Origin of the sequence: Paenibacillus herberti (assembly GCF_002233675.1) — a bacterium.
Classification (GTDB): domain Bacteria; phylum Bacillota; class Bacilli; order Paenibacillales; family Paenibacillaceae; genus Paenibacillus_O; species Paenibacillus_O herberti.
In genome coordinates, this window is the sequence record NZ_NMUQ01000002.1 from 917289 (window position 1) to 937430 (window position 20142).

Genomic DNA, 20142 nt, shown 5'->3' on the forward strand with positions numbered 1-20142 from the left:
GCGATAAACGTCGACATAGGGTTAACCGTGGAGGTGAAGCGAGGTTGTCAGCGGCGTGCTGCTCAGCACGTACAAAATCTAAATAGTCGCGTCTTGAATTATCATGCGTAACACGAGGCGGCGGGGCTATGAAGGAGGACCGAAGAAGTGGGCGCTATCCCTTTAAAGGAAACCCATGTACAACGATCATCCAGCAAGTCTTTCCAATGGCGATGGAAGCATGACAACCTGCGTTTGATTTTACTTAGTGCAACAATCTCAATCGCTATGACTTTCATGTTTTTGGTGTTGCTGAACGGGACGTCAGAGAAGAATGTCTCCCTAGTGCTGAATGGACAGGAGAAAATCGTAAGCACGAATCACTCCTCCCTTGAGCAACTGCTGGATGAGCAAGCGATAGCTGTCGGACCGAATGATCAATTGTCCGTACCGCTTAGCTCGGCACTGCAGGAAGGTGACCGTATTGTGATTGAACAAGCGGTACCGGTTACGATTCTAGCTGATGGAAAAACCAAGAAGGTATACACGACCGAAAAGACCGTGAAAGCAGCAATTGGAGAATCCAATATTGCAGTGCGTGAGCAAGACAAAGTATTTCCGGCTTCCAACAGCAAGCTTAAAGCCGATATGACGATCCGCATCATGAGGATCGACAAACATCAGATGACCACGAAGCACAATATTCCTTTCACCATTGTCCGTAAACAGGATGCTACCTTGGAAAAGGGTAAGCTCAAAATGGTGAAGGCTGGCCAGGATGGTCAGCTCGTTAAAACCTTCGAAAAGGTGTACCAGGATGGCAAACTGGTATTGACCACGCTGCTCGCCAAATCTATGGAAAAACCCGCTGTCGACAAAGTGATAGCTGTAGGAACTAAGGAAAAACCAAAGCCTAAAGCGACTACTTTAAGTGCGGGAACCTCATCGCCAACTTCAGCAACTACAAAATCAGGCATGAATTTCAAAGCGAAAAAAATATTGACCAACGTAACTCTGACCGCGTATACGGCCGGATTTGCATCTACGGGCAAATCTAAAGGTGATGCCGGTTATGGAATTACGGCTTCCGGAGCAACAGTATCCGAGGGGCGCACAATTGCAGTTGACCCTGATGTCATCCCTATGGGATGGTGGGTGTATATAGAAGGAATCGGATTCCGTCGTGCTGAAGACACTGGTGGTGCGATCAATGGTAAGAAAATCGATGTGTTTTATGAAAGTGAATCCTACGTAAAAAAATTCGGTAAAAAGCGCGGTTACACGGTCTACGTTTTAGGACCGACGAAGCCGAAGCTTAGCTGATCCTTTTGCGAGCGGGCCCGCTGTTTCCAGCGGCCCGTTTTGGGCGTTTTTAGGGATATTCGAGGTTAGCCCCCCATGTTCGAGCGCAAGCTAGCGATATGGCTTACTTATTCATACCCGCTCTGCAGGGACTGGAATCAAAGGAGACAAACTGGTGATCAAGGAAATTATCGTGGTGGAAGGCAAGGACGATACGGCCGCCATCAAACGTGCGGTAGAGGCGGATACGATCGAGACAAACGGCTCTGCCATCGGTGAAGAGGTGCTGCGCCGCATCGAGCTCGCGATGGAGCGGCGTGGCGTCATTATTTTTACTGATCCCGACCACGCAGGTGAACGAATTCGTAAAATCGTCTCGCAGCGCGTGCCAGGCTGCAAACATGCCTTTCTCCCTCAGGAGGATGCACTCTATCGCGGCGATGTAGGCGTAGAGAACGCCTCTCCTGAGGCTGTTCGCCGGGCGCTGGCTTCTGTTCGTACAGAAGGCATGGAGGGACAAGCCGAGATTACGCACGGCGACCTGATGGAGGCTGGGCTGCTCGTGCATCCTGACGCAGCGCGTCGTAGGCTGATCATGGGCAATGGGCTCGGCATCGGCTATTGCAACGGCAAGCAGTTCATGAAGCGCTGCACCAGCTTTCAGATTACCCGCGAGGAGTTTCACCAGGCACTGGCACAGATGAAGGAGGAGATCGGCTCATGATGGATGTAGCGACACCGAGAAGAACGAAGGATATCATTGAAAAGTATGGCTTCTCCTTCAAGAAGAGTCTGGGACAGAACTTCCTGATCGATTCCAATATCCTAAACAAGATCGTCGCCGCGGCGGGTCTGGATAAAACGAAAGGTGCGCTCGAGATCGGTCCCGGCATCGGGGCGCTGACCGAGCAGCTCGCCAGAGAAGCGAAAACGGTTGCTGCTGTTGAGATTGACCAGCGGCTTATACCGATTCTGCAGGAAGTGCTGGGATCCCAGGAGCATGTGTCCATCGTCCATGGCGATGTGTTGGAGTTGGATCTGCAGGCGCTATTCCAGGACAAGTTCCAAGACGTTAGCTCAGTTAGCGTAGTTGCGAACCTGCCTTATTATGTGACGACTCCAATCCTTATGAAGTTGCTGGAACAGCGTCTGCCGCTGGAAAATATCGTTGTGATGATCCAGAAGGAAGTAGCGGAGCGGATGGCGGCGAAGCCGGGAACGAAGGCTTACGGCAGCCTCAGCGTAGCTGTGCAATATTATACGGTGCCAGAGCTAGTCTGCATCGTGCCGCATACCGTTTTCATCCCACAGCCGAATGTTGATTCGGCAGTTATCAAGCTGGCCATGAGAGATAAGCCTGCGGTAGAGGTAGCGGATGAGGACTTCTTTTTCCGCACGGTACAAGCATGCTTCGCGCAGAGGCGCAAAACGATCCATAACAATCTGTCGTCCTGGCTCGGCAAAAACCGTCGCGAGGAGCTGACTAACTTGCTCCAGGCAAACGGCATCGATCCGGTGCGGCGCGGCGAGACGCTGTCACTCCAGGAATACGCCAAGCTGACCGCTGCTCTGGAGGCCGAGGGCCTCAAAGCTTAATCCAATTAATTGCTGGCTTCCGTCCCGTTCAGGAGGTCATTTTAAAGCTTTTCATGAGATCATCCCTCGGGTGATTCATGAAAGGCTTTTTCATTTGCTGGATACCTGAAGCTGGGCGGCTATACGATAAAGCTGTTGTCACCATTCCTGCCGCTTGCCCATAGGCTAGAGCTAGAGGTGATGGGCACAGTGGTAACAGGGGACTTTGTCGTTCGACGTTCGTATGGCGGAGATGTTTTATTCCGCGTGGAAGCGGTTCTTGGTCAAACGGCCATTCTAAAAGGTGCGGATTATCGTCTGCTGGCCGATGCGCCGGTTGAAGACCTGACTAAGGTCAGCAATCCAGAGGAGCTTAGTGTGACCCAATCCTTGCGTAGCAAGGTGAAAGCATCCAATCAGCGGATGAGTGCAGAGCTGATGGATCATTCCTTTTTAAACGAGTTGGAATATCGTCCTGAGGAAACTCATTCTTATTTCGATCTGCCGGGTAAAGTGCTGCATCTCGACGGAGATGCCAACTATATGCGCAAAAGCATGCAGCTCTACAATCAGATGAAGGTTCCTGCTCAAGGACTTCATGTCACGGAAACACAGATGGCGGATCTGCTGTATCATCTGCTTCCTCAGGTAAAGCCGGATATCGTCGTCATTACCGGCCATGACGGCCTGCTCAAAACGCGTGAGCGGAGCGAGCTCTATAGTATCTCCAGCTATAAGAACTCCCAGAACTTCGTAAATGCGGTGCATATAGTCCGGGAGTACGATAAGAACCGCGATAATCTCGTCGTTGTCGCTGGCGCTTGCCAGTCGTATTACGAGGCGCTGCTGCAGGCTGGAGCGAACTTTGCCAGCTCTCCAGGGAGAATTCTCATTCATGCGTTGGATCCCGTCTACGTGGCGATTAAGGCGAGCTACACGTCGATCCGGGAATGTGTCAATCTACCCGACATTATCCATGGCACGATTTCCGGCATAGATGGCGTCGGAGGCATCGAGACGATGGGACGTTACCGGGTAGGACTTCCTAAGCCGATTGAGATTAAAAAGGTAAATCCAAACCCCTATTATGCGTAGCAAAATAAACATTATTCACCTTGCAAGGAAAGTCGAAAAATATTCATTGACACTAAACTTAGTGCAGTGATATAATTTTTTGTTTATTTGACATTACCTCTTTACTTGGGCTATAATGGACAAGGAAAGAGGTGGTAGTTACCAATGGCTAGAAATGCTTTGTCTGAGATCAAGCGCAGCATGGAAGCTCATATTGGAGCCAAAATTATGCTGCGGGCTAACGGAGGCCGCCGCAAGACGGTTGAACGTTCTGGTGTTTTGGAAGAAACCTACCCATCTGTTTTCATCGTTAAACTTGACCAGGACCAGCATGCTTTCAAGCGTGTCTCCTACAGCTATGCGGATATCCTGACGGATTCAGTGGAGGTCACCGTCTGCAATGACGAAGGCCAAGTCCGCATCAATCCGCTTCACTGAGACATTATGACTGGTTACAACGGGGAACCTTTGCGCGCGCGGCCGCTGGCCAGCGTGCTTTTTTTTATGTATATGGAAAATAAGGGGCAGATATGGCTCCGCACGGCTCATGGTTCGAATATCTAAAGCTCATGACCCTCATACTACAGGGGTACGGTTGCCCGAGCGGCTTCTGTACCGGTAATGAAGAGTAGAGGAGGCGATCCCAATGAGTCGCAGAAGACGCAGCATGATGTCGGAGCAGTTGAAGGTTGAGCTGGCCAAGGATTTGGGCTTCTACGATACTGTCCAGCAAGAGGGCTGGGGCGGCATCAAAGCGAAGGACGCCGGGAATATGGTAAAACGGGCGATCCAGATAGCTGAAGAGACGGCCTCACGCCAGCAACGTTAGACAATAAAAGCAGCCCTGTGCGCAGTTGATGCGCACAGGGCTGCTTTTCGCTTTTCTCCCGGACCGATGCTATAATGGATGCAGTTTATCTACGAACGGGTGAATAGGGATCGATGAAAATCTACGAGAAAGCACCGGCCAAAATCAATTTGCTGCTGGATGTACTGCGTAAGCGCGAAGACGGTTTCCATGAGGTCGAGATGATCATGACGATGGTCGATCTATCCGATCGCCTGGAGATGGAAGAGCTGCAGCGTGATGCCATCATTATTTCCAGCCAAGCCGGCTACATACCGCTTGATGAGAAAAACCTTGCCTTCCAGGCAGCACGCCTGATCAAGGAGCGTTACGACGTCAAAAAGGGCGTTTATATCCATCTCGACAAAAAGATTCCGGTTGCTGCCGGTTTGGCCGGTGGCAGCAGCGACGCCGCTGCGGCGCTTCGCGGATTGAATCGGTTATGGAAGCTCGGCATTCCAGAGGAGGAGTTATGCCTACTCGGAGCCGAGCTTGGATCAGATGTGCCTTTCTGCGTAACTGGCGGTACAGCGCTCGCTACTGGACGCGGCGAGAAGCTGGAACCAATCGAAAACCCGCCTTCCTGTTGGGTCGTACTGGCTAAACCGCCAATCAATGTGTCCACGGCTGATGTGTATGGCCGATTCCGCGTTGATGCCGTCAAGCAGCATCCTTCGCTGGATGGGATGATGAGCGCGATCCGCAGCGGCTCGTTCAATGGAGTATGCGATGAGCTTGGCAATGTGCTGGAGGATGTGACGCTGCAACTCTACCCGGAGGTTAGTATGCTCAAAGAGAGCATGCTGAAGCTTGGTGCGGATGGAGTGCTCATGTCCGGCAGTGGACCGACTGTATTCGGCCTTGTCTCCAAGGAAGCCAAGCTGGCTCGGATATACAATGGGCTGCGCGGTTTTTGCAAAGAAGTGTATGTGGTAAGAATGCTTACATGACAAGGTCACCAAACTTGATTAAATCCGTATAAAGATGATATATTGTCTATACAATATTCGGATTTAGCCAGGGGGATTCAGGGTGAAAAAGCTCAAACGCAGTGCTCGATTGGTCGAGATGACCCAATATTTACTTAATCGTCCCCATACGTTAATTTCTTTGACCGCATTCGCGGATCGATATCAATCAGCCAAATCCTCCATCAGCGAGGATCTGGCGATTATCAAGGAAGTATTCGAGGAGGAAGGCATCGGCCAGCTCCAGACGCTCGCAGGAGCAGCCGGTGGAGTCAGGTTCATCCCGAGACTACCTAACGATAAAGCCCTAGAGATCATTCTAAAGGTATGTCGGGAGCTGGAGCAGCCGGAGCGGGTACTTCCAGGTGGTTACTTGTATATGACGGACATGCTTGGCATGCCGAGTCTGCTGGGCGATGTTGGCCGGATTTTTGCGACCGCTTTCGCTGATCGACAGATCGATGTCATTATGACGGTGGAGACCAAAGGAATCCCGCTTGCCTATGCGGCAGCAGCTTGCCTCAACCTGCCGGTTGTCATTGTGCGTCGCGACAACAAGGTGACGGAGGGTTCGGCCGTAAGCATCAATTACGTGTCCGGGTCTAACAAGCGCATTCAGACGATGTCGCTGGCCCGCCGTGCGCTCAAGGAACAATCCCGCGTGCTCATCATTGACGACTTCATGAAGGCGGGCGGTACGGTGCAAGGCATGATGGACCTGCTGCATGAATTCAATGCAACTGTCGCAGGTGTAGGTGTGTTCGTTGAGTCCGGTGAGATCGGCACCGAGGATCGCTTGCTGGAGGACTATGTGTCGCTGGCTAAGCTGACCGCGGTTGATCTTAAGACGAAGCAGACTACGATCGTCCCGGGCAACTATTTTCAATCCTGATGAGGAGGCTACATGCCATGTCTAAGCTTGAAACGATTACAGCCAGCGGAGCACCAGCCGCGATCGGTCCTTATTCCCACGCAGTGAAGCTAGGAGATCTGTTGTTTACCTCGGGTCAGATTCCACTGCTGCCTGATGGCACGCTTGTTGAAGGTGATATCCAGGAGCAAACGGCTCAAGTATTCCGTAATCTTGAGGCTGTGTTGGCAGCAGGAGGTTCTTCGTTGTCCCAGGTCGTCAAGGCGACGGTATTCCTGAAGGATATGAACCAGTTCGTCGCGGTTAATGAGGTGTACGCTTCCTTCTTCGGAGACCATAAACCGGCTCGTTCAGCTGTTGAAGTGGCAAGGCTTCCAAAGGATGTGCTTGTCGAAATTGAGGTTATTGCATCGACTACTGTCGAACCGTAAGGAATAATCTTATTTTCCAAAATTTATTTTATAAAATGCCAGTCAAGTGGCGAATTTAAGAAGGAATCTGTACGAAAATGTGGAATTAAACACCAAGTCTTCGAGAGGCAAAGGTGGTGAACACAAGTGCAGATTACTGATGTCAGACTCCGCCGCGTTAATTCCGAGGGGCGTATGAAAGCAATAGCTTCCATCACCATTGATAATGAATTTGTCGTTCATGATATTCGCGTCATTGACGGGAACAATGGGATGTTTGTCGCTATGCCAAGCAAGCGTACGCCTGATGGGGAATTCCGGGATATTGCCCACCCGATCTCTTCCACCACCCGGGAGAAAATTCAAGCAGCTGTGCTCGCCGAATACGAGCGCGCGGCAACGGAAGAGGAAGTTGCAATCGAAGAAGGCGCCTGATTCAACAGGGCCGGAACAATCCAGCTTTACTTAGGAGGGAGCCTCAGGGCTCCCTTTCTTTTTATGCCGATATGGATACCCATCCTCATCATTTCTCGTTTTTTCATCGCATCCCTATGCCGTCTTTGGACGGGTAGGCTGTGTTGCTTGTTTGGCAGGAATGGGATATATATAGGATTACGGGTTAATCGATGATATTGAAATACAGGGAGGAATGTCAGCGGTGAAACGGATGGCAGTAGTGCTTGCGGCAGGACAGGGCAAGCGGATGAAATCGAAGTTATACAAAGTGCTTCACCCGGTATGCGGCAAGCCGATGGTTGGGCATGTGATGGATACAGCGGAAAAGGCGGCCTGTGAGGAAATCGTCGTTGTGACGGGACATGGAGCTGCGCAGGTTCAAAGCTACTTGGATGGACGCGCTCAGTTCGTGCTGCAAGAGCAGCAGCTCGGTACGGGCCATGCTGTGCTCCAGGCGGAAGCAATGCTTGGCGGCAAGGAAGGCGTAACGATCGTCATCTGCGGCGACACGCCGCTCGTTACAGCGGAGACAATCGAGGCGATGCTGGAACTGCATGAGAGCAGCGATTCAGCTGCGACCGTGCTGACGGCCGAATTCGCTGATCCGACTGGCTATGGGCGCGTTATCAGAGACCCTGAGGGAGCAGTAGAGCGCATTGTAGAGCAGAAGGACTGCTCTCCGGCGGAAGCGGCTGTGCAGGAGATTAACACCGGCACGTATTGCTTTGACAACCGCAAGCTGTTCGAGGCGCTTGCTCGCGTGACCAACGATAACACACAGGGCGAATATTATCTGACGGATGTTATCGGCATCTTCGTCTCCGAGGGCCAGATGGTGCAGGCTTACTGCACCTCCGATCTTGGCGAGGCGATTGGCGTCAACGACCGCATTGCGCTCGGTGAAGCAGAGCGCCTCATGCGCGAGCGCATCGTGCGCCGCCATCAGGTGAACGGTGTGACCTTCATCGACACAGCTGCCGCTTATATTGAGGCAGAAGTCGAGATTGGAGCCGACACGATTATTTATCCGGGTACGGTGCTGCGCGGTCGTACGGTCATCGGCGAGGACTGCGTCATCGGACCGCAGGCGGACATCACGGATTCCGTCATCAGCAGCGGCGTAACGGTGCGTTACAGCACGATCGACAAGTCCGAAGCGGGCGAGGGCAGCTCCATTGGGCCTTTTGCCAACCTGCGTCCGGGTTCCAAGCTCGGCAAGGATTGCAAAATCGGTGATTTCGTAGAGCTCAAAAATGCCGTGCTCGGAGATGAGAGTAAGGTATCCCATCTGAGCTATGTCGGCGATGCCGAGGTCGGCAGCGGCGTCAACATTGGCTGCGGCGCCATCACGGTCAACTATGACGGCTTCAATAAAGCGAAAACGATCATCGGCAACGATGCTTTCATCGGCAGCAATGTCAACCTGATCGCTCCGGTGCATATCGGAGACGGCGCTTATGTCGTGGCGGGTTCCACCGTCACGCATGATGTGCCGGGCGGTGATCTGGCTATCGCTCGCGAGCGCCAGGTCAATAAGCCGGGTTACGCGGATAAGATCCGCGCTCGCGCTAAGGCGAAGAAGGAGCGGGGCCAGAACTAAGGCGCGCTGTATTCGGAAACAACCTGAACCGGACCCCCCACACTATGTGGGGGGTTCGGTTTTTTGCCCCCTATGTAGCGGATTCTGCTGCTCTGTGCATGGAGGTTAACGGGATAATTGGAGCGGCTGGGAGATGGCCTTGTGTTTAAGCGAAAGCTAGGATGGGTATAGTTAGGGGAAGCTGGACAACCGTCCACAGGTGCAAGGACCTATAGAGGAGGAAGAAAATCATGGCTATTACCATGCAAGCAGAAGCCCGTAGCAACGCATCCAAAGGAAGCCTGCGCAAGCTCCGCGAAGGAGGCAAGGTGCCTGCCGTGGTTTACGGCAAGAAGCTGGAATCTTCATCGGTTATTTCCCTGGACGAGAAGGAAGTGCTCCATCTGCTTCGTTCCCATCCCAACGCAATTATTGAGCTGAGTATCCCGAAAGCCGGCAAGCAGCCGGTCATGATTACGGATGTACAGCGCGATGCCTTGTCCCGCAAGCTGGTGCATATCGATATGCATCAGATCAATATGAATGAAGAAATTAAAGCATCGGTGCGCATCGATCTTACCGGCGATTCCACAGGCGTCCGCGAAGGCGGCGTACTGTCGGTGACGCTGCATGAAGTCGAGGTTCAATGTTTGCCGAATGACATACCGGAGTCAATCGAATTGGACATCTCCGCTCTCGGCGTAGGTGAGAACATATCGGTCGGCGATCTGAAGCTGCCGAAAAAGGTGCAGCTAACGACGGATGCCGAGCAGATCGTTGTAGCCGTACTGGCGCCGCAAAAAGAGGTTTCCGAGGAGGAAGCCGACGAAGCGGCCAAAGAGGACGAGAAGGCGGCTGCCCGTTCCGAGGATGCCAACGCGGTCGACGAGCAGTAACTCGCCGCAATGCGGCGTAGCAGCAAAGACGAAAAAGGCTGTTTCCTTCCGATACGGAGGGAGCAGCCTTTTTTAATGCAGTTGCAATTGATTTTGCAGAAAAAAACTAGGCAAAGTTATATACCCGTAACGTATAGGCATAAAAGTTGTTATTATCAATATAGGCTGAAAAGTTTCTTGTTGCGCTAGCTCCTGTTATTCCGGTGTTTCCGTTCATTGTAAAACTAAAGGTCCCGAATTTAACGCCGGAATTACGGATATCATATTCTGCTGTTTCAGTCCCTTGAATTGTAAATAGTTCTGATGATCGTGCATAACTAACACTAGTAGGCAAGGTTGGAATATTTTTAGGAGAGACTAAATTAAATGTATAAACGCTTGTTGTGTTTACAATTTGAAACCGTTTTACTGCTGCTTCCACTGGTGGGTCATCCTCCCAAACGTTGCCTTTGAACATACTCGTTACGATAACGAGCAGAATAAACAAGACCAAAACCATTCCAATGCGACTCCCGCTATAACGGCTAAATGTCGCCTCTTCGCTCATAATAAATTCCTCCATTTAAGATCGATCGAGCTAATACTCTATGACTCTATTCTATGCCTGGCAGTGATTTCAGGACCGAGGCATCTATCCGATAGAGAGAAAAATAGGTTCGGATTCAGGCAAGCTGGGCCGTTTGTGCAGGATCGGACAGTGGGCGGAGCCGCTGTCTTTGTGGTACAGTGTTTCGTATCAGACTGTTACAGAGGGGTGCGGCAGCAAGCATGAAATGGATCGTTGGGCTCGGCAATCCCGGGCCGCAATACACGGAGACCCGCCATAATATCGGCTTCAAAGTTGTGGATGCGCTGGCGGAGCGCTGGAACATCAAAGTGACGCAGACCAAATGCCGCGCGCTAATCGGCGAAGGCCGGATGGGCAGCGAGAAAGTATATTTGATCAAACCGATGACATTCATGAACTTATCCGGTGAATCAATGCGGGCTTTCATGAATTATTTTAATGCGAGGCTGGAAGATGTCATCGTTGTATACGACGATATGGATACGGAGACCGGCAAAATCCGCTTGCGTTATCAGGGCGGACCGGGCGGTCATAACGGCATCAAATCGATCATTCAAAATATGGGCACACAAAATTTCAATCGCATCCGTATGGGCGTCTCGCGGCCGACAAACGGTATGGTCATTGCCGACTATGTCTTGTCTAATTTTCCGAAGAGTGACCGCGAGGCGGTGCAGGCGATGATTGATAAGGCCTGCGACGCGGCCGAGCATGCGCTGCAGAATCCATTTGATGATACGATGGGCAAGTTTAACGGCTGAACGTACGGAGATCATTAAAAAGCCATAAAGTGGGCATACTGTAGACAACGAAAAGTTGGACAGGAGGCCCACCATGGCGATTCATTATGAGTGCCGTCATTGCCGGACACCGCTAGGTTCGATTTCCAGTCTACAGGGAATTACGGAAAATCGGCTCGGCTTACATTTCTTGACCCTTGAGGAACGCAGCGATATAATAGCCTATAATCCGGATGGCGATATGGTCCTGAAGCTTATCTGCGAGTACTGCAGTGAGGCTGTCGCTCGTAATCCGGAACTGTTGCTGGTATCGAACCCGCTGCAGTAAATTCATATTAAATAACAAGCAACTACGCCAACTACCTACGCCGTCCTATGGATGGCGTACGTTTGCGGTGTGGATTCCGAGAATTTAGCCAATTAGTTCTAAATTCTAGTAGGGTAACATAGGCAAGAGCCTTGGCGGGTAGCTGAGGCTTCTTTGCGTGTTAGGATCCGCTGTCTGTCCAAGGCCCCTTGCATCGGGAGGCCTTTGTTGCCGTCTTCACGAGTAGATGCAGAGCAGAGTGAAACGACTTTGGGCAGGCAGATGCCAGGCTTCAACTGAAAAGGGGTGCCCCATTGAAAGCGTTACTAGAGGCTTTTGCCGCTGACCAGGATTTCCAATCGGTTGTAGCTGGCTTCCGCAAGGGCATGAAGGAACAGATGGTCTCGGGTCTCGCGGGCTCTTCCCGTCAGGTGCTGATGGCCAATTTGCGTCGGGAATTCGACCAGCCGTTACTTGTCGTTACTCACAATATGTTCGCCGCCCAGAAAATCGCGGAAGATCTGCAGGAGCTGAGCGACGGCGAAGAGGTGCTGCTCTATCCGGCCAATGAGCTGGTAGCGGCCGAATCGGCCATCTCCAGCCCCGAAATGCTCGCTCAGCGAATGAATGTGTTAATCCGTCTGTCCCGCGGTTTCCGCGGGATTGTTGTTGTTCCCTTTTCCGGAGTACGGCGCTACTTGCCGCTCAAGGATGTGGTCGCGGAGGCGAAGATTGAGGTAAGCGTCGGCGGTGAGCTGCCGATGGAGTCTTTCCTGCAGCGCATGAATGCACTCGGTTATGTGCGGGCTGATCGCGTTGAGAACCGCGGCGAGATGAGCGTGCGCGGCGGCATCGTTGACTTTTTCCCTCTGACAGCGGATTCAGCGGTGCGTATCGAATGGTTCGACGACGAAGTTGATTCCATCCGTACCTTCGATCCTGAGGGCCAGCGATCGATCAAGAAGCTGGAGTCGTACATTGTGCCGCCTTGCCAGGAGCTGATCGCTGACGATCGGCGCTTCGCGGCAGCCGCTCAGCATGCGTCCGAGCTGCTGGATCAGCAACTGGAGAAAATGACCGACCGCAACGCCAAGGACCGACTGCGCTCCGAGATGAATGCAGAGCTGGAACGGCTGCGGCAGCATATTTATTTTCCCGAACTTTATAAATACATTGCCCTACTCTATCCCGAGCGCCAGACGCTCTACGATTACATGCCTAAGGACACGCTGCTCGTGTTCGACGAGCCGACACGCCTGATCGAGACGGCTCGCCAGCTCGAACGCGACGAGGCGGAATGGCAGGCCCATCTGCTTGGCAGCGGCAAGTCGCTGCCAAGCTTCAAGCTCGCCCGTGAGAGCGACGATGTGCTGTACCACCGACCGTTTCCAACACTGTTCCTGTCGTTGTTCCTGCGCCAGGTGCCTCATACGCAGCCGCAGAATATTCTAAACTTCATGTGCCGGGGAATGCAGAACTTCCATGGTCAGATGAATGTACTCAAGTCCGAGATGGAGCGGTGGAAAAAGGCTGGCGCCAAAGTCATGATGCTAGCCGGTACCGGCGAGCGGATGGAGCGCCTGCGGCGTGTGCTTGGCGATTATGATATCGAACCTCCACAGCTGCTGGAAGGCGGTTTGGGCAGCGGCTTTGAGCTGCCGGGATCACATCTGGTCATCATCACCGAGGGTGAGCTGTTCTCGCAGAAGCAGCGCAAAACGCGCCGCGTCGACAAGAATATGGACAATGCCGAGCGCATCAAGAGTTATACAGAGCTGAAGGTCGGTGACTATGTCGTCCATCAAAATCATGGCATAGGCAAGTATATGGGCATCGGTACGCTGGAAATCGGCGGCATTCACAAGGACTACATGCATATCCTTTATGCCGGTGGCGATAAGCTGTCCGTGCCAATCGACCAGATCGATCTGATCCAGAAGTATGTCGGCTCCGAGGAGAAGGAACCGAAGGTTTATAAGCTGGGCGGCAGCGAGTGGACACGCGTCAAGAACAAGGTGCGCAGCTCCGTCAAAGATATTGCCGACGACCTCATCAAGCTGTATGCTCAGCGCCAGGAGGCGAAGGGCTTCGGCTTCGCTCTCGATACCAACTATCAGAACGAGTTCGAGGCGATGTTCCCGTACGATGAGACGCCGGACCAACTGCGCGCCATCCGCGAGATCAAGAAGGATATGGAGACGCAGCGCCCGATGGACCGGTTGCTTTGCGGTGACGTAGGCTACGGCAAGACCGAGGTCGCTGTGCGTGCGGCGTTCAAGGCGGCTATCGAGGGCAAGCAGGTAGCGATTCTCGTACCAACAACGATTTTGGCGCAGCAGCATTATGAAACGTTCCGCGAGCGTTTTTCCGAGTTCCCGTTCAAGGTGCAGGTGCTGAGCCGCTTCCGCTCCCGCAAGGAGCAAACCGAGACGATGAAAGGGCTGAAAAGCGGCACCGTCGACGTTGTCATTGGCACGCATCGCTTGTTGTCGCAGGATATCGTGTTCAAGGATCTTGGTTTGCTCATCGTTGATGAGGAGCAACGTTTCGGCGTCTCCCATAAGGAGAAGCTGAAGCGGCTGAAGACGAATGTCGACGTATTGACGCTGACAGCGACGCCGATTCCGCGGACGCTGCATATGTCGATGCTCGGCGTGCGTGACTTGTCGGTTATCGAAACGCCGCCAGAGAACCGTTTCCCGGTGCAAACCTACGTGGTGGAATACAATATGGGGCTGGTGCGCGAGGCAATCGAGCGTGAGCTGGCGCGCGGCGGTCAGGTGTACTATTTGTACAACCGTGTGCAAGGTATCTATCAGATGGCGGAGCTGCTGAGCTCGCTCGTGCCTGAGGCGAAGGTGGCGGTTGGCCACGGCCAGATGTCGGAGCAGGAGCTGGAGAAGACGATTCTCGACTTCCTTGACGGTGAATCCGACGTGCTGGTCAGTACGAGCATCATCGAGACAGGCGTGGACATTCCGAATGTGAACACATTGATCGTGCACGACGCGGACAAAATGGGCCTGTCCCAGCTGTACCAGCTGCGCGGACGGGTAGGCAGGTCGAACCGTATCGCCTATGCGTATTTCACGTATCAGCGGGACAAGGTGCTGACCGAGGTCGCCGAGAAGCGGCTCCAGTCGATCAAGGAATTTACGGAGCTTGGCTCCGGCTTCAAAATCGCTATGCGTGACCTGGCGATTCGCGGTGCAGGCAATTTGCTAGGGGGAGAGCAGCATGGTTTCATCGCCTCGGTCGGCTTCGACCTGTACTCACAGATGCTGGCCGACGAGATCGCCAGCCGCAAGAAGGAAATGTACGGCGAGGAGCAAGTGACGGAGAAGAAGGTCAATACCGTCATCGACCTCAGCTTGGACGCATACTTGCCTTCGGATTATATTTACGACAGCATCCAAAAAATCGAGATCTACAAAAAGGTGGCCGTGCTCTCTTCGCTTGAGGATACGGATGATCTGTTCGACGAGCTGACCGACCGGTTTGGCGATCTGCCGCAAGCGGTTAGCACATTGCTGGATGTCGGCCGTCTCAAAGTATACGGAGCGCGTTACGGCATCGAGTCGATCAGCGCTGGCAAAAATGACGAATGGACGCTGAAATTCAGCGCGTCTGCGTCACAGCAAGCTGACACACGAGCCATCGACGGGTTATGCCTGGCGTTCGAGAATCGCTTCCGCCGCATCGGTGGAAGTGGCAAAGGCGATGCGATGGAGCTAACTTTGCGCGGTAAGGGACTTGGCAGTGAGGAGCGGCTGGAGCTGACGCTTAAGCTGCTGAAGCGATTTGCTGAGGCAATCCAGCAAGGCAGCGAACTGGAAAATGCCGCTGGTAAGTGAGTGTTTTAGAATGATGTTGGTTAGCAATGGGGGACGAGAGGGGCTCTTCTGTGGGGCTTAGCGCTGTGTGGTTCCGGCAGTCTGTGGCCTTGCCTTAAAGGCAGTCTCGCGGAAATGAAGAACCCTCGCTCCCTTTGCACCAATACTGCTTTGATGCGTTGCCTTGCAACTTCTGGTACACTGATAACATGCCTTAACAGACCGAGAGGAGACGATTATGGTAATTTCCAACAAGCGTCCGGCTCTGCGCCGCACGCTGCTGATCGTGATCGCAGCAGTGTTGGCTTTGGCCCTCGCCGCATGCGGCAAAAAAGAAGAAAATAACATCGCTGAATTTAAAGGTGGAACGGTAACCGAGAAGGAGTTCACTACCTTTACGAACGTGCTGCGTGTCGTGAATCCGCAGGTAGGTGCTTACCTGGACATGGCCGCTTACAAAAACATGATCCTGGACCAGTACATCGGGTACCAGCTGGTGAATAAGGAAGCAACCAAGGAAATGAAGGATAAAGCCGTTAAAGAAGCGGACAAGCAGTATCTGGATATCGAGAATGCTTATACCAAGAAAGTGCTTGATAAAAACATGAAGGATAACTCCATTGAGGCGTCCGATGTGAAGGACTTCATTGCACTGTCGCTGAGCGTGTCGGAAGTGATGGCCGCTAAAGTGACCGACGCGGAAGCCCAGAAGTACTATGATGAGAACAAAGAGGGGCTGACGAAAGTCACGCTGCGCCATGTGCTTGTTGGCTTCAAAGATCCAGCGGGCAAGGAGCGCAAAAAGGAAGATGCGCTTGCACGCGCCAAGGAAGCCAAGGCGAAGATTGAAGCGTCAGGAGCGGATTGGAACGCGATCGCTAAGGAATATTCCGAAGACCCAGGTTCGGCACAAAGTGGTGGTCAGTATGCTGAGCAGCCGGCTGGCGGTTGGGTAGAGAACTTTAAGAAAGCGGCGCTTGAGCAGAAGATCGGTGTTGTAGGCGAGCCTGTCGAGACCGAATATGGCTATCATGTCATTCAGGTGGAGAAACGGGACCTACCTACCTTCGATGCTGCTAAAGAAGAGGTCAAGATGACCATTTCCCAGACGAAGCTTAATGACTACATGCAGAATGAAGTTCCTAAGCTGATCACCAAAAAAGAAGAGTTCAAAGATCCAGAACAGAGCCCGGCAGCTAATGCGGGCGGCAATGAAAACGGTGGCGGCGCCGCTAACAACGGCGGAGCGGCAAATGAAGGCGGAGCAGCGAATAACGGCGGTTCCGGTAAATAATTGATTTAACCCCTGGGACGTACCAAGAGCAGCAGCTGCTCTTGGTACGTATTTTGTCGTTTGGGTGCTTAGAAGGATGCATTATCTATGACGACTTATCTCATAGCCATTCTCCCTTATTCTATGTAGGTGATTTAATTTCCTTAAATACAACCAACAAAAAAATCTCTCATCAGAGAGATTTTTTTTCATTTTTATGAGTTTTTTAAACAACCCTTAAAGTTCTTCTTTCGTGTTTGCCAGTTTAACAGAAAGTAACCCTGACATATTTCCACCGTTTTTAGTACTAATACTTATCCAATGAGTACCCGTTGCCCATGGTTTTGTTCCATATTCAGTCCAACTTGAACCAGGTGCCACAGTGTATACCATTTTTTGAGTTCCTGAAAGAGTACTTTGAGTAACTCGGACAGTCAGGGTTTCAGTAGATTTATTTTGAACCCAAACTTTGACCCATCCGAAATTGGCTTGTATGTTAAAATTTTTTGTGTAGCTGCTTCCCGCAATCGGTGCATTCACAATCTCGTTATCGACTGCCATAACTCCCCTAGGAGTAATTTCATTTCCTTGGCTAGATGTTGTATTTTCTGATGGAACCATTGCATTATTTGCTGGTGATGCAGATGCAACCGTCAGAGCTGCTGTCAGTGATAGTACAGACAGGCCTACTAACAAAGCACTTTTTTTCTTCATAACTGGAATTTCCCCTTTTTTATTTACCATTTTCTTTAGTTTGGTTACTCTATCACATTTAGTGAGAGACGAGATACGTTCAATAATTACCAATCCCATGCGTTAGATTTTTTGTAATGGTACATATGTTCTTTCTTTCTAAATCTTGCACTGGCGTTCACGTGCTAATCAGTTCTAGTTATATAGCGTGGATCTTTTGATTTACGGAGACAAGCTAACATTATATGTAACTATTTTAAGGGAAACGAATTGACATCTAGGGATAATGTACTATAACCTCCCATTTAAATAAGTCATTTAAATTTTAATGAGGTATTTAGTCCTTTTTTTCATAATTTCATGTAAGATATGTTGACATTGATTTCGTCCTGCCACTATAATACGAATCACGAACGATGGATTGGTCCGAAATTATAACGTTCGGATATTCAATAGGGGAGTGGAGAGAGAAATGAGAGAGATAAAGAGCAAGGGCAAGCGACATGTCATCGTAACGGGCCTGTTGGCAGCGGTATCGCTAGCGCTCGTGTTAGGGGGCTGCGCTCAGAACAGCCCGGCTGCATCTCCGTCTGCTTCTCCAGCGTCAGGCGCTTCATCCAGTGAAAGCGGCAGCGAGATCAAGGTCGGCATTCTCCACTCGCTCAGCGGTACGATGGCGATCAGCGAGGTGTCGGTGAAAGATGCGGAAATGATGGCTATCGAAGAGATCAACGCTAAGGGAGGCGTGCTTGGTAAAAAGCTCGTTCCCGTCACCGAGGATGGAGCTTCCGATTGGCCTACTTTTGCCGAGAAAGCTCGTAAGCTATTGTCCGAGGACAAAGTAGCGACCGTATTCGGAGGATGGACCTCCTCTAGCCGCAAGGCAATGCTGCCCGTATTCGAGGAACTGAACGGCCTGTTATGGTATCCGGTGCAGTATGAGGGCTTGGAATCATCACCAAATATCTTTTATACAGGAGCGACGACGAACCAGCAGATCGTGCCGGCGGTTGATTGGTTGCTCGAAAATCGCGGCAAAAAGGTGTACCTGCTTGGCTCCGACTACGTTTTCCCAAGAACGGCTAACAAGATCATCAAGGCGCAGCTTGAAGCCAAGGGCGGCGAGCTGGCCGGGGAGGAATACACGCCGCTTGGACACACGGACTACACAACGATTATCAGCAAAATCATGGCAGCTAAGCCGGACATCGTGTTCAACACGCTGAACGGCGACAGTAATGTGGCCTTCTTCAAGCAATTGAAAGACGCTGGCATCAGCTCGGCTGACCTGACGACGCTATCGGTATCGGTGGCGGAGGAAGAAATACGCGGCATCGGCGCGGATGTTCTGGCGGGCCATCTGGCCGCTTGGAACTATTACCAGACGACGGACACTCCGGAGAACAAAGCTTTTGTGGAGGCTTACAAGGGTAAGTACGGCGCTGACCGGGTAACGGCCGATCCGATCGAGGCGGGTTACGCTGCTGTTTATCTGTGGGCGGCTGCAGTTGAGAAGGCTGGTTCCACTGATGTCGACAAAGTTAAGGAAGCGGCCAAAGAGCTGGAGTGGGCTGCTCCGGAGGGCAAGGTGAAGATCGACGGTGAGACGCAGCATCTGTACAAAACGGTGCGGATCGCTGAGGTGCAGGCGGACGGTCAGTTCAAAGAGCTATGGAACTCAGGAGAGCCAGTCAAGCCAGATCCGTATTTGAAATCCTACACATGGGCAGCGGGACTAAGCTCCGGCAGCTAAATGTATGGCGTTCAGGATCAAAATCGGGGTGATCCCGAAATGAATCAAGCCCGATATGCTGTAAGGCAGACCGGGCAAGTCGAAAAGAGCCGGGAGGGAAAGAGATGGATGTAGTTTGGCTGCAACTGTTCAACGGCATCAGCGTCAGCTCCATCCTGCTGCTGATTGCGCTCGGCCTGGCAGTAACCTTTGGGCAGATGAACGTCATCAACATGGCTCACGGTGAGCTGATTATGGTGGGAGCGTATGCAACCTACCTGACCCAAAGGCTGTTCCAGATGTATTTACCCGCGTCCTGGTTCGATCAGTACTTCCTGTTGTCGATCTTAGCGAGCTTCGTAGCGGCGTTTCTCATCGGGCTGCTACTGGAAAAGGTGCTGATCCGCTTCTTGTACGGCAGGCCGCTCGACAGCTTGCTCGCTACGTGGGGAGTTGGGCTTGTGCTGCAGCAGTTGGCCCGGACTTTGTTCGGCGCACCGAACGTCGGCGTGAAGAGCCCCTCCTGGCTGGAGGGAGGGCTTACCGTAACGAGCGGATTGAGTTTACCTTACAAAAGGTTATTCATCCTCGGCCTCGTAGCGGTCTGCCTGCTGGCGATGTTCCTCTACATCTATCGAACCGCAGCTGGACGGCGGATGCGGGCAGTTATGCAAAATCGCGATATGGCCGCTTGCCTTGGTATTTCAACCCGGCGGGTGGATAGCATGACGTTCGCCATCGGCTCCGGTCTGGCTGGCGTCGCCGGCTGTGCGCTGACACTGATTGGCCCTATCGGGCCGACCATCGGTACGTACTACATTGTGGACGCGTTCATGGTCGTTGTGCTGGGAGGCGTTGGCAAGCTGGTTGGGACCGTATTTGGAGCGCTGGGCATCGGCCTGACAAACTCGCTATTTGAATATTGGACGGACGCATCGCTAGGCAAGGTGCTCGTATTCCTGTGTATCGTAGCTTTCCTTCAATGGAAGCCAAAAGGATTCGTCGCCATGCGCACCCGGTCGCTAGACTGAAGGGGGAG

The 20142-nt window shown here is 52.1% G+C and carries 20 protein-coding genes; 18 read left to right on the forward strand and 2 right to left on the reverse strand.

The features are described from left to right. Window positions 1-147 precede the first annotated feature (147 nt). The 12 genes from CGZ75_RS16500 (at window position 148) to CGZ75_RS16555 (ending at window position 9957) form a co-directional block, all read left to right on the forward strand. Complete coding sequence (locus CGZ75_RS16500) at window positions 148-1302, forward strand: resuscitation-promoting factor (RefSeq protein WP_089525356.1); 1155 nt, start codon at window positions 148-150, stop codon at window positions 1300-1302. Window positions 1303-1456: 154 nt separating this feature from the next. After that, complete coding sequence (rnmV, locus tag CGZ75_RS16505; RefSeq protein WP_089525357.1) at window positions 1457-2005, forward strand: ribonuclease M5; 549 nt, start codon at window positions 1457-1459, stop codon at window positions 2003-2005. Continuing rightward, window positions 2002-2877, forward strand: coding sequence for a 16S rRNA (adenine(1518)-N(6)/adenine(1519)-N(6))-dimethyltransferase RsmA (gene rsmA / locus CGZ75_RS16510; RefSeq protein ID WP_089525358.1), 876 nt, complete (start codon window positions 2002-2004; stop codon window positions 2875-2877). The genes rnmV and rsmA overlap by 4 nt, the downstream gene beginning before the upstream one ends. Window positions 2878-3066: 189 nt before the next feature. Then, the gene (gene yabG / locus CGZ75_RS16515; protein WP_089525926.1) at window positions 3067-3951 is read left to right on the forward strand and encodes a sporulation peptidase YabG; all 885 of its coding nucleotides are present in this window, start codon (window positions 3067-3069) and stop codon (window positions 3949-3951) included. A 144-nt stretch (window positions 3952-4095) separates the two neighbouring features. Continuing rightward, a complete protein-coding gene (veg, locus tag CGZ75_RS16520; RefSeq protein WP_028598266.1) occupies window positions 4096-4368 on the forward strand; it encodes a biofilm formation stimulator Veg in 273 nt (90 codons plus the stop codon). 208 nt (window positions 4369-4576) lie between these two features. Beyond that, window positions 4577-4759: a small, acid-soluble spore protein, alpha/beta type gene (locus CGZ75_RS16525; RefSeq protein ID WP_089525359.1), complete on the forward strand. Its 183-nt coding sequence runs from the start codon at window positions 4577-4579 to the stop codon at window positions 4757-4759. A gap of 113 nt (window positions 4760-4872) precedes the next feature. Beyond that, on the forward strand, window positions 4873-5727 hold the full coding sequence (ispE, locus tag CGZ75_RS16530) for a 4-(cytidine 5'-diphospho)-2-C-methyl-D-erythritol kinase (protein WP_089525360.1): 855 nt from the start codon (window positions 4873-4875) through the stop codon (window positions 5725-5727). Between the two features lie 82 nt (window positions 5728-5809). Continuing rightward, entirely contained in the window at window positions 5810-6637 is an 828-nt protein-coding gene (gene purR, locus CGZ75_RS16535; RefSeq protein ID WP_089525361.1) for a pur operon repressor, read from the forward strand. Between the two features lie 17 nt (window positions 6638-6654). Continuing rightward, the gene (locus CGZ75_RS16540) at window positions 6655-7047 is read left to right on the forward strand and encodes a RidA family protein (protein WP_089525362.1); all 393 of its coding nucleotides are present in this window, start codon (window positions 6655-6657) and stop codon (window positions 7045-7047) included. 126 nt (window positions 7048-7173) lie between these two features. After that, a complete protein-coding gene (gene spoVG / locus CGZ75_RS16545) occupies window positions 7174-7461 on the forward strand; it encodes a septation regulator SpoVG (RefSeq protein ID WP_020620824.1) in 288 nt (95 codons plus the stop codon). Window positions 7462-7684: 223 nt separating this feature from the next. Further along, window positions 7685-9082, forward strand: coding sequence for a bifunctional UDP-N-acetylglucosamine diphosphorylase/glucosamine-1-phosphate N-acetyltransferase GlmU (glmU, locus tag CGZ75_RS16550; RefSeq protein ID WP_089525363.1), 1398 nt, complete (start codon window positions 7685-7687; stop codon window positions 9080-9082). Between the two features lie 230 nt (window positions 9083-9312). Continuing rightward, the gene (locus tag CGZ75_RS16555; RefSeq protein WP_089525364.1) at window positions 9313-9957 is read left to right on the forward strand and encodes a 50S ribosomal protein L25/general stress protein Ctc; all 645 of its coding nucleotides are present in this window, start codon (window positions 9313-9315) and stop codon (window positions 9955-9957) included. 106 nt (window positions 9958-10063) lie between these two features. On the opposite strand, the gene CGZ75_RS16560 is transcribed toward CGZ75_RS16555, so the two are convergent. After that, window positions 10064-10504 (reverse strand): hypothetical protein, encoded by a 441-nt coding sequence (locus CGZ75_RS16560; RefSeq protein ID WP_089525365.1) that lies wholly within the window; start codon window positions 10502-10504, stop codon window positions 10064-10066. A 221-nt stretch (window positions 10505-10725) separates the two neighbouring features. On the opposite strand from CGZ75_RS16560, the gene pth reads away from it, so the two are divergent. The 4 genes from pth (at window position 10726) to CGZ75_RS16580 (ending at window position 16699) form a co-directional block, all read left to right on the forward strand. Continuing rightward, on the forward strand, window positions 10726-11286 hold the full coding sequence (gene pth / locus CGZ75_RS16565) for an aminoacyl-tRNA hydrolase (RefSeq protein ID WP_089525366.1): 561 nt from the start codon (window positions 10726-10728) through the stop codon (window positions 11284-11286). A gap of 73 nt (window positions 11287-11359) precedes the next feature. Beyond that, the gene (locus CGZ75_RS16570) at window positions 11360-11593 is read left to right on the forward strand and encodes an anti-sigma-F factor Fin family protein (RefSeq protein WP_089525367.1); all 234 of its coding nucleotides are present in this window, start codon (window positions 11360-11362) and stop codon (window positions 11591-11593) included. 293 nt (window positions 11594-11886) lie between these two features. Then, window positions 11887-15426 (forward strand): transcription-repair coupling factor, encoded by a 3540-nt coding sequence (mfd, locus tag CGZ75_RS16575; RefSeq protein WP_245850884.1) that lies wholly within the window; start codon window positions 11887-11889, stop codon window positions 15424-15426. Between the two features lie 217 nt (window positions 15427-15643). Then, window positions 15644-16699 (forward strand): peptidylprolyl isomerase, encoded by a 1056-nt coding sequence (locus CGZ75_RS16580; RefSeq protein WP_089525368.1) that lies wholly within the window; start codon window positions 15644-15646, stop codon window positions 16697-16699. A 216-nt stretch (window positions 16700-16915) separates the two neighbouring features. On the opposite strand, the gene CGZ75_RS16585 is transcribed toward CGZ75_RS16580, so the two are convergent. Continuing rightward, on the reverse strand, window positions 16916-17392 hold the full coding sequence (locus CGZ75_RS16585) for a hypothetical protein (protein WP_089525369.1): 477 nt from the start codon (window positions 17390-17392) through the stop codon (window positions 16916-16918). Between the two features lie 451 nt (window positions 17393-17843). Here CGZ75_RS16585 and urtA point away from each other — a divergent pair, with 451 nt between their 5' ends. Both urtA and urtB read left to right on the forward strand, forming a co-directional pair. After that, window positions 17844-19124, forward strand: coding sequence for an urea ABC transporter substrate-binding protein (urtA, locus tag CGZ75_RS16590; RefSeq protein WP_089525370.1), 1281 nt, complete (start codon window positions 17844-17846; stop codon window positions 19122-19124). A 104-nt stretch (window positions 19125-19228) separates the two neighbouring features. After that, window positions 19229-20134: an urea ABC transporter permease subunit UrtB gene (gene urtB, locus CGZ75_RS16595; RefSeq protein WP_089525371.1), complete on the forward strand. Its 906-nt coding sequence runs from the start codon at window positions 19229-19231 to the stop codon at window positions 20132-20134. The last annotated feature ends 8 nt before the right edge of the window (window positions 20135-20142 follow it).

Bases quoted from the DNA above. Each gene is read 5' to 3' on its own strand.
- rsmA (WP_089525358.1), top strand. From the start codon at position 2,002: ATGATGGATGTAGCGACACCGAGAAGAACGAAGGATATCATTGAAAAG.
- veg (WP_028598266.1), top strand. From the start codon at position 4,096: ATGGCTAGAAATGCTTTGTCTGAGATCAAGCGCAGCATGGAAGCTCAT.
- CGZ75_RS16525 (WP_089525359.1), top strand. From the start codon at position 4,577: ATGAGTCGCAGAAGACGCAGCATGATGTCGGAGCAGTTGAAGGTTGAG.
- ispE (WP_089525360.1), top strand. From the start codon at position 4,873: ATGAAAATCTACGAGAAAGCACCGGCCAAAATCAATTTGCTGCTGGAT.
- CGZ75_RS16540 (WP_089525362.1), top strand. From the start codon at position 6,655: ATGTCTAAGCTTGAAACGATTACAGCCAGCGGAGCACCAGCCGCGATC.
- CGZ75_RS16555 (WP_089525364.1), top strand. From the start codon at position 9,313: ATGGCTATTACCATGCAAGCAGAAGCCCGTAGCAACGCATCCAAAGGA.
- CGZ75_RS16560 (WP_089525365.1), bottom strand. From the start codon at position 10,504: ATGAGCGAAGAGGCGACATTTAGCCGTTATAGCGGGAGTCGCATTGGA.
- pth (WP_089525366.1), top strand. From the start codon at position 10,726: ATGAAATGGATCGTTGGGCTCGGCAATCCCGGGCCGCAATACACGGAG.
- CGZ75_RS16570 (WP_089525367.1), top strand. From the start codon at position 11,360: ATGGCGATTCATTATGAGTGCCGTCATTGCCGGACACCGCTAGGTTCG.
- CGZ75_RS16580 (WP_089525368.1), top strand. From the start codon at position 15,644: ATGGTAATTTCCAACAAGCGTCCGGCTCTGCGCCGCACGCTGCTGATC.
- CGZ75_RS16585 (WP_089525369.1), bottom strand. From the start codon at position 17,392: ATGAAGAAAAAAAGTGCTTTGTTAGTAGGCCTGTCTGTACTATCACTG.
- urtA (WP_089525370.1), top strand. From the start codon at position 17,844: ATGAGAGAGATAAAGAGCAAGGGCAAGCGACATGTCATCGTAACGGGC.
- urtB (WP_089525371.1), top strand. From the start codon at position 19,229: ATGGATGTAGTTTGGCTGCAACTGTTCAACGGCATCAGCGTCAGCTCC.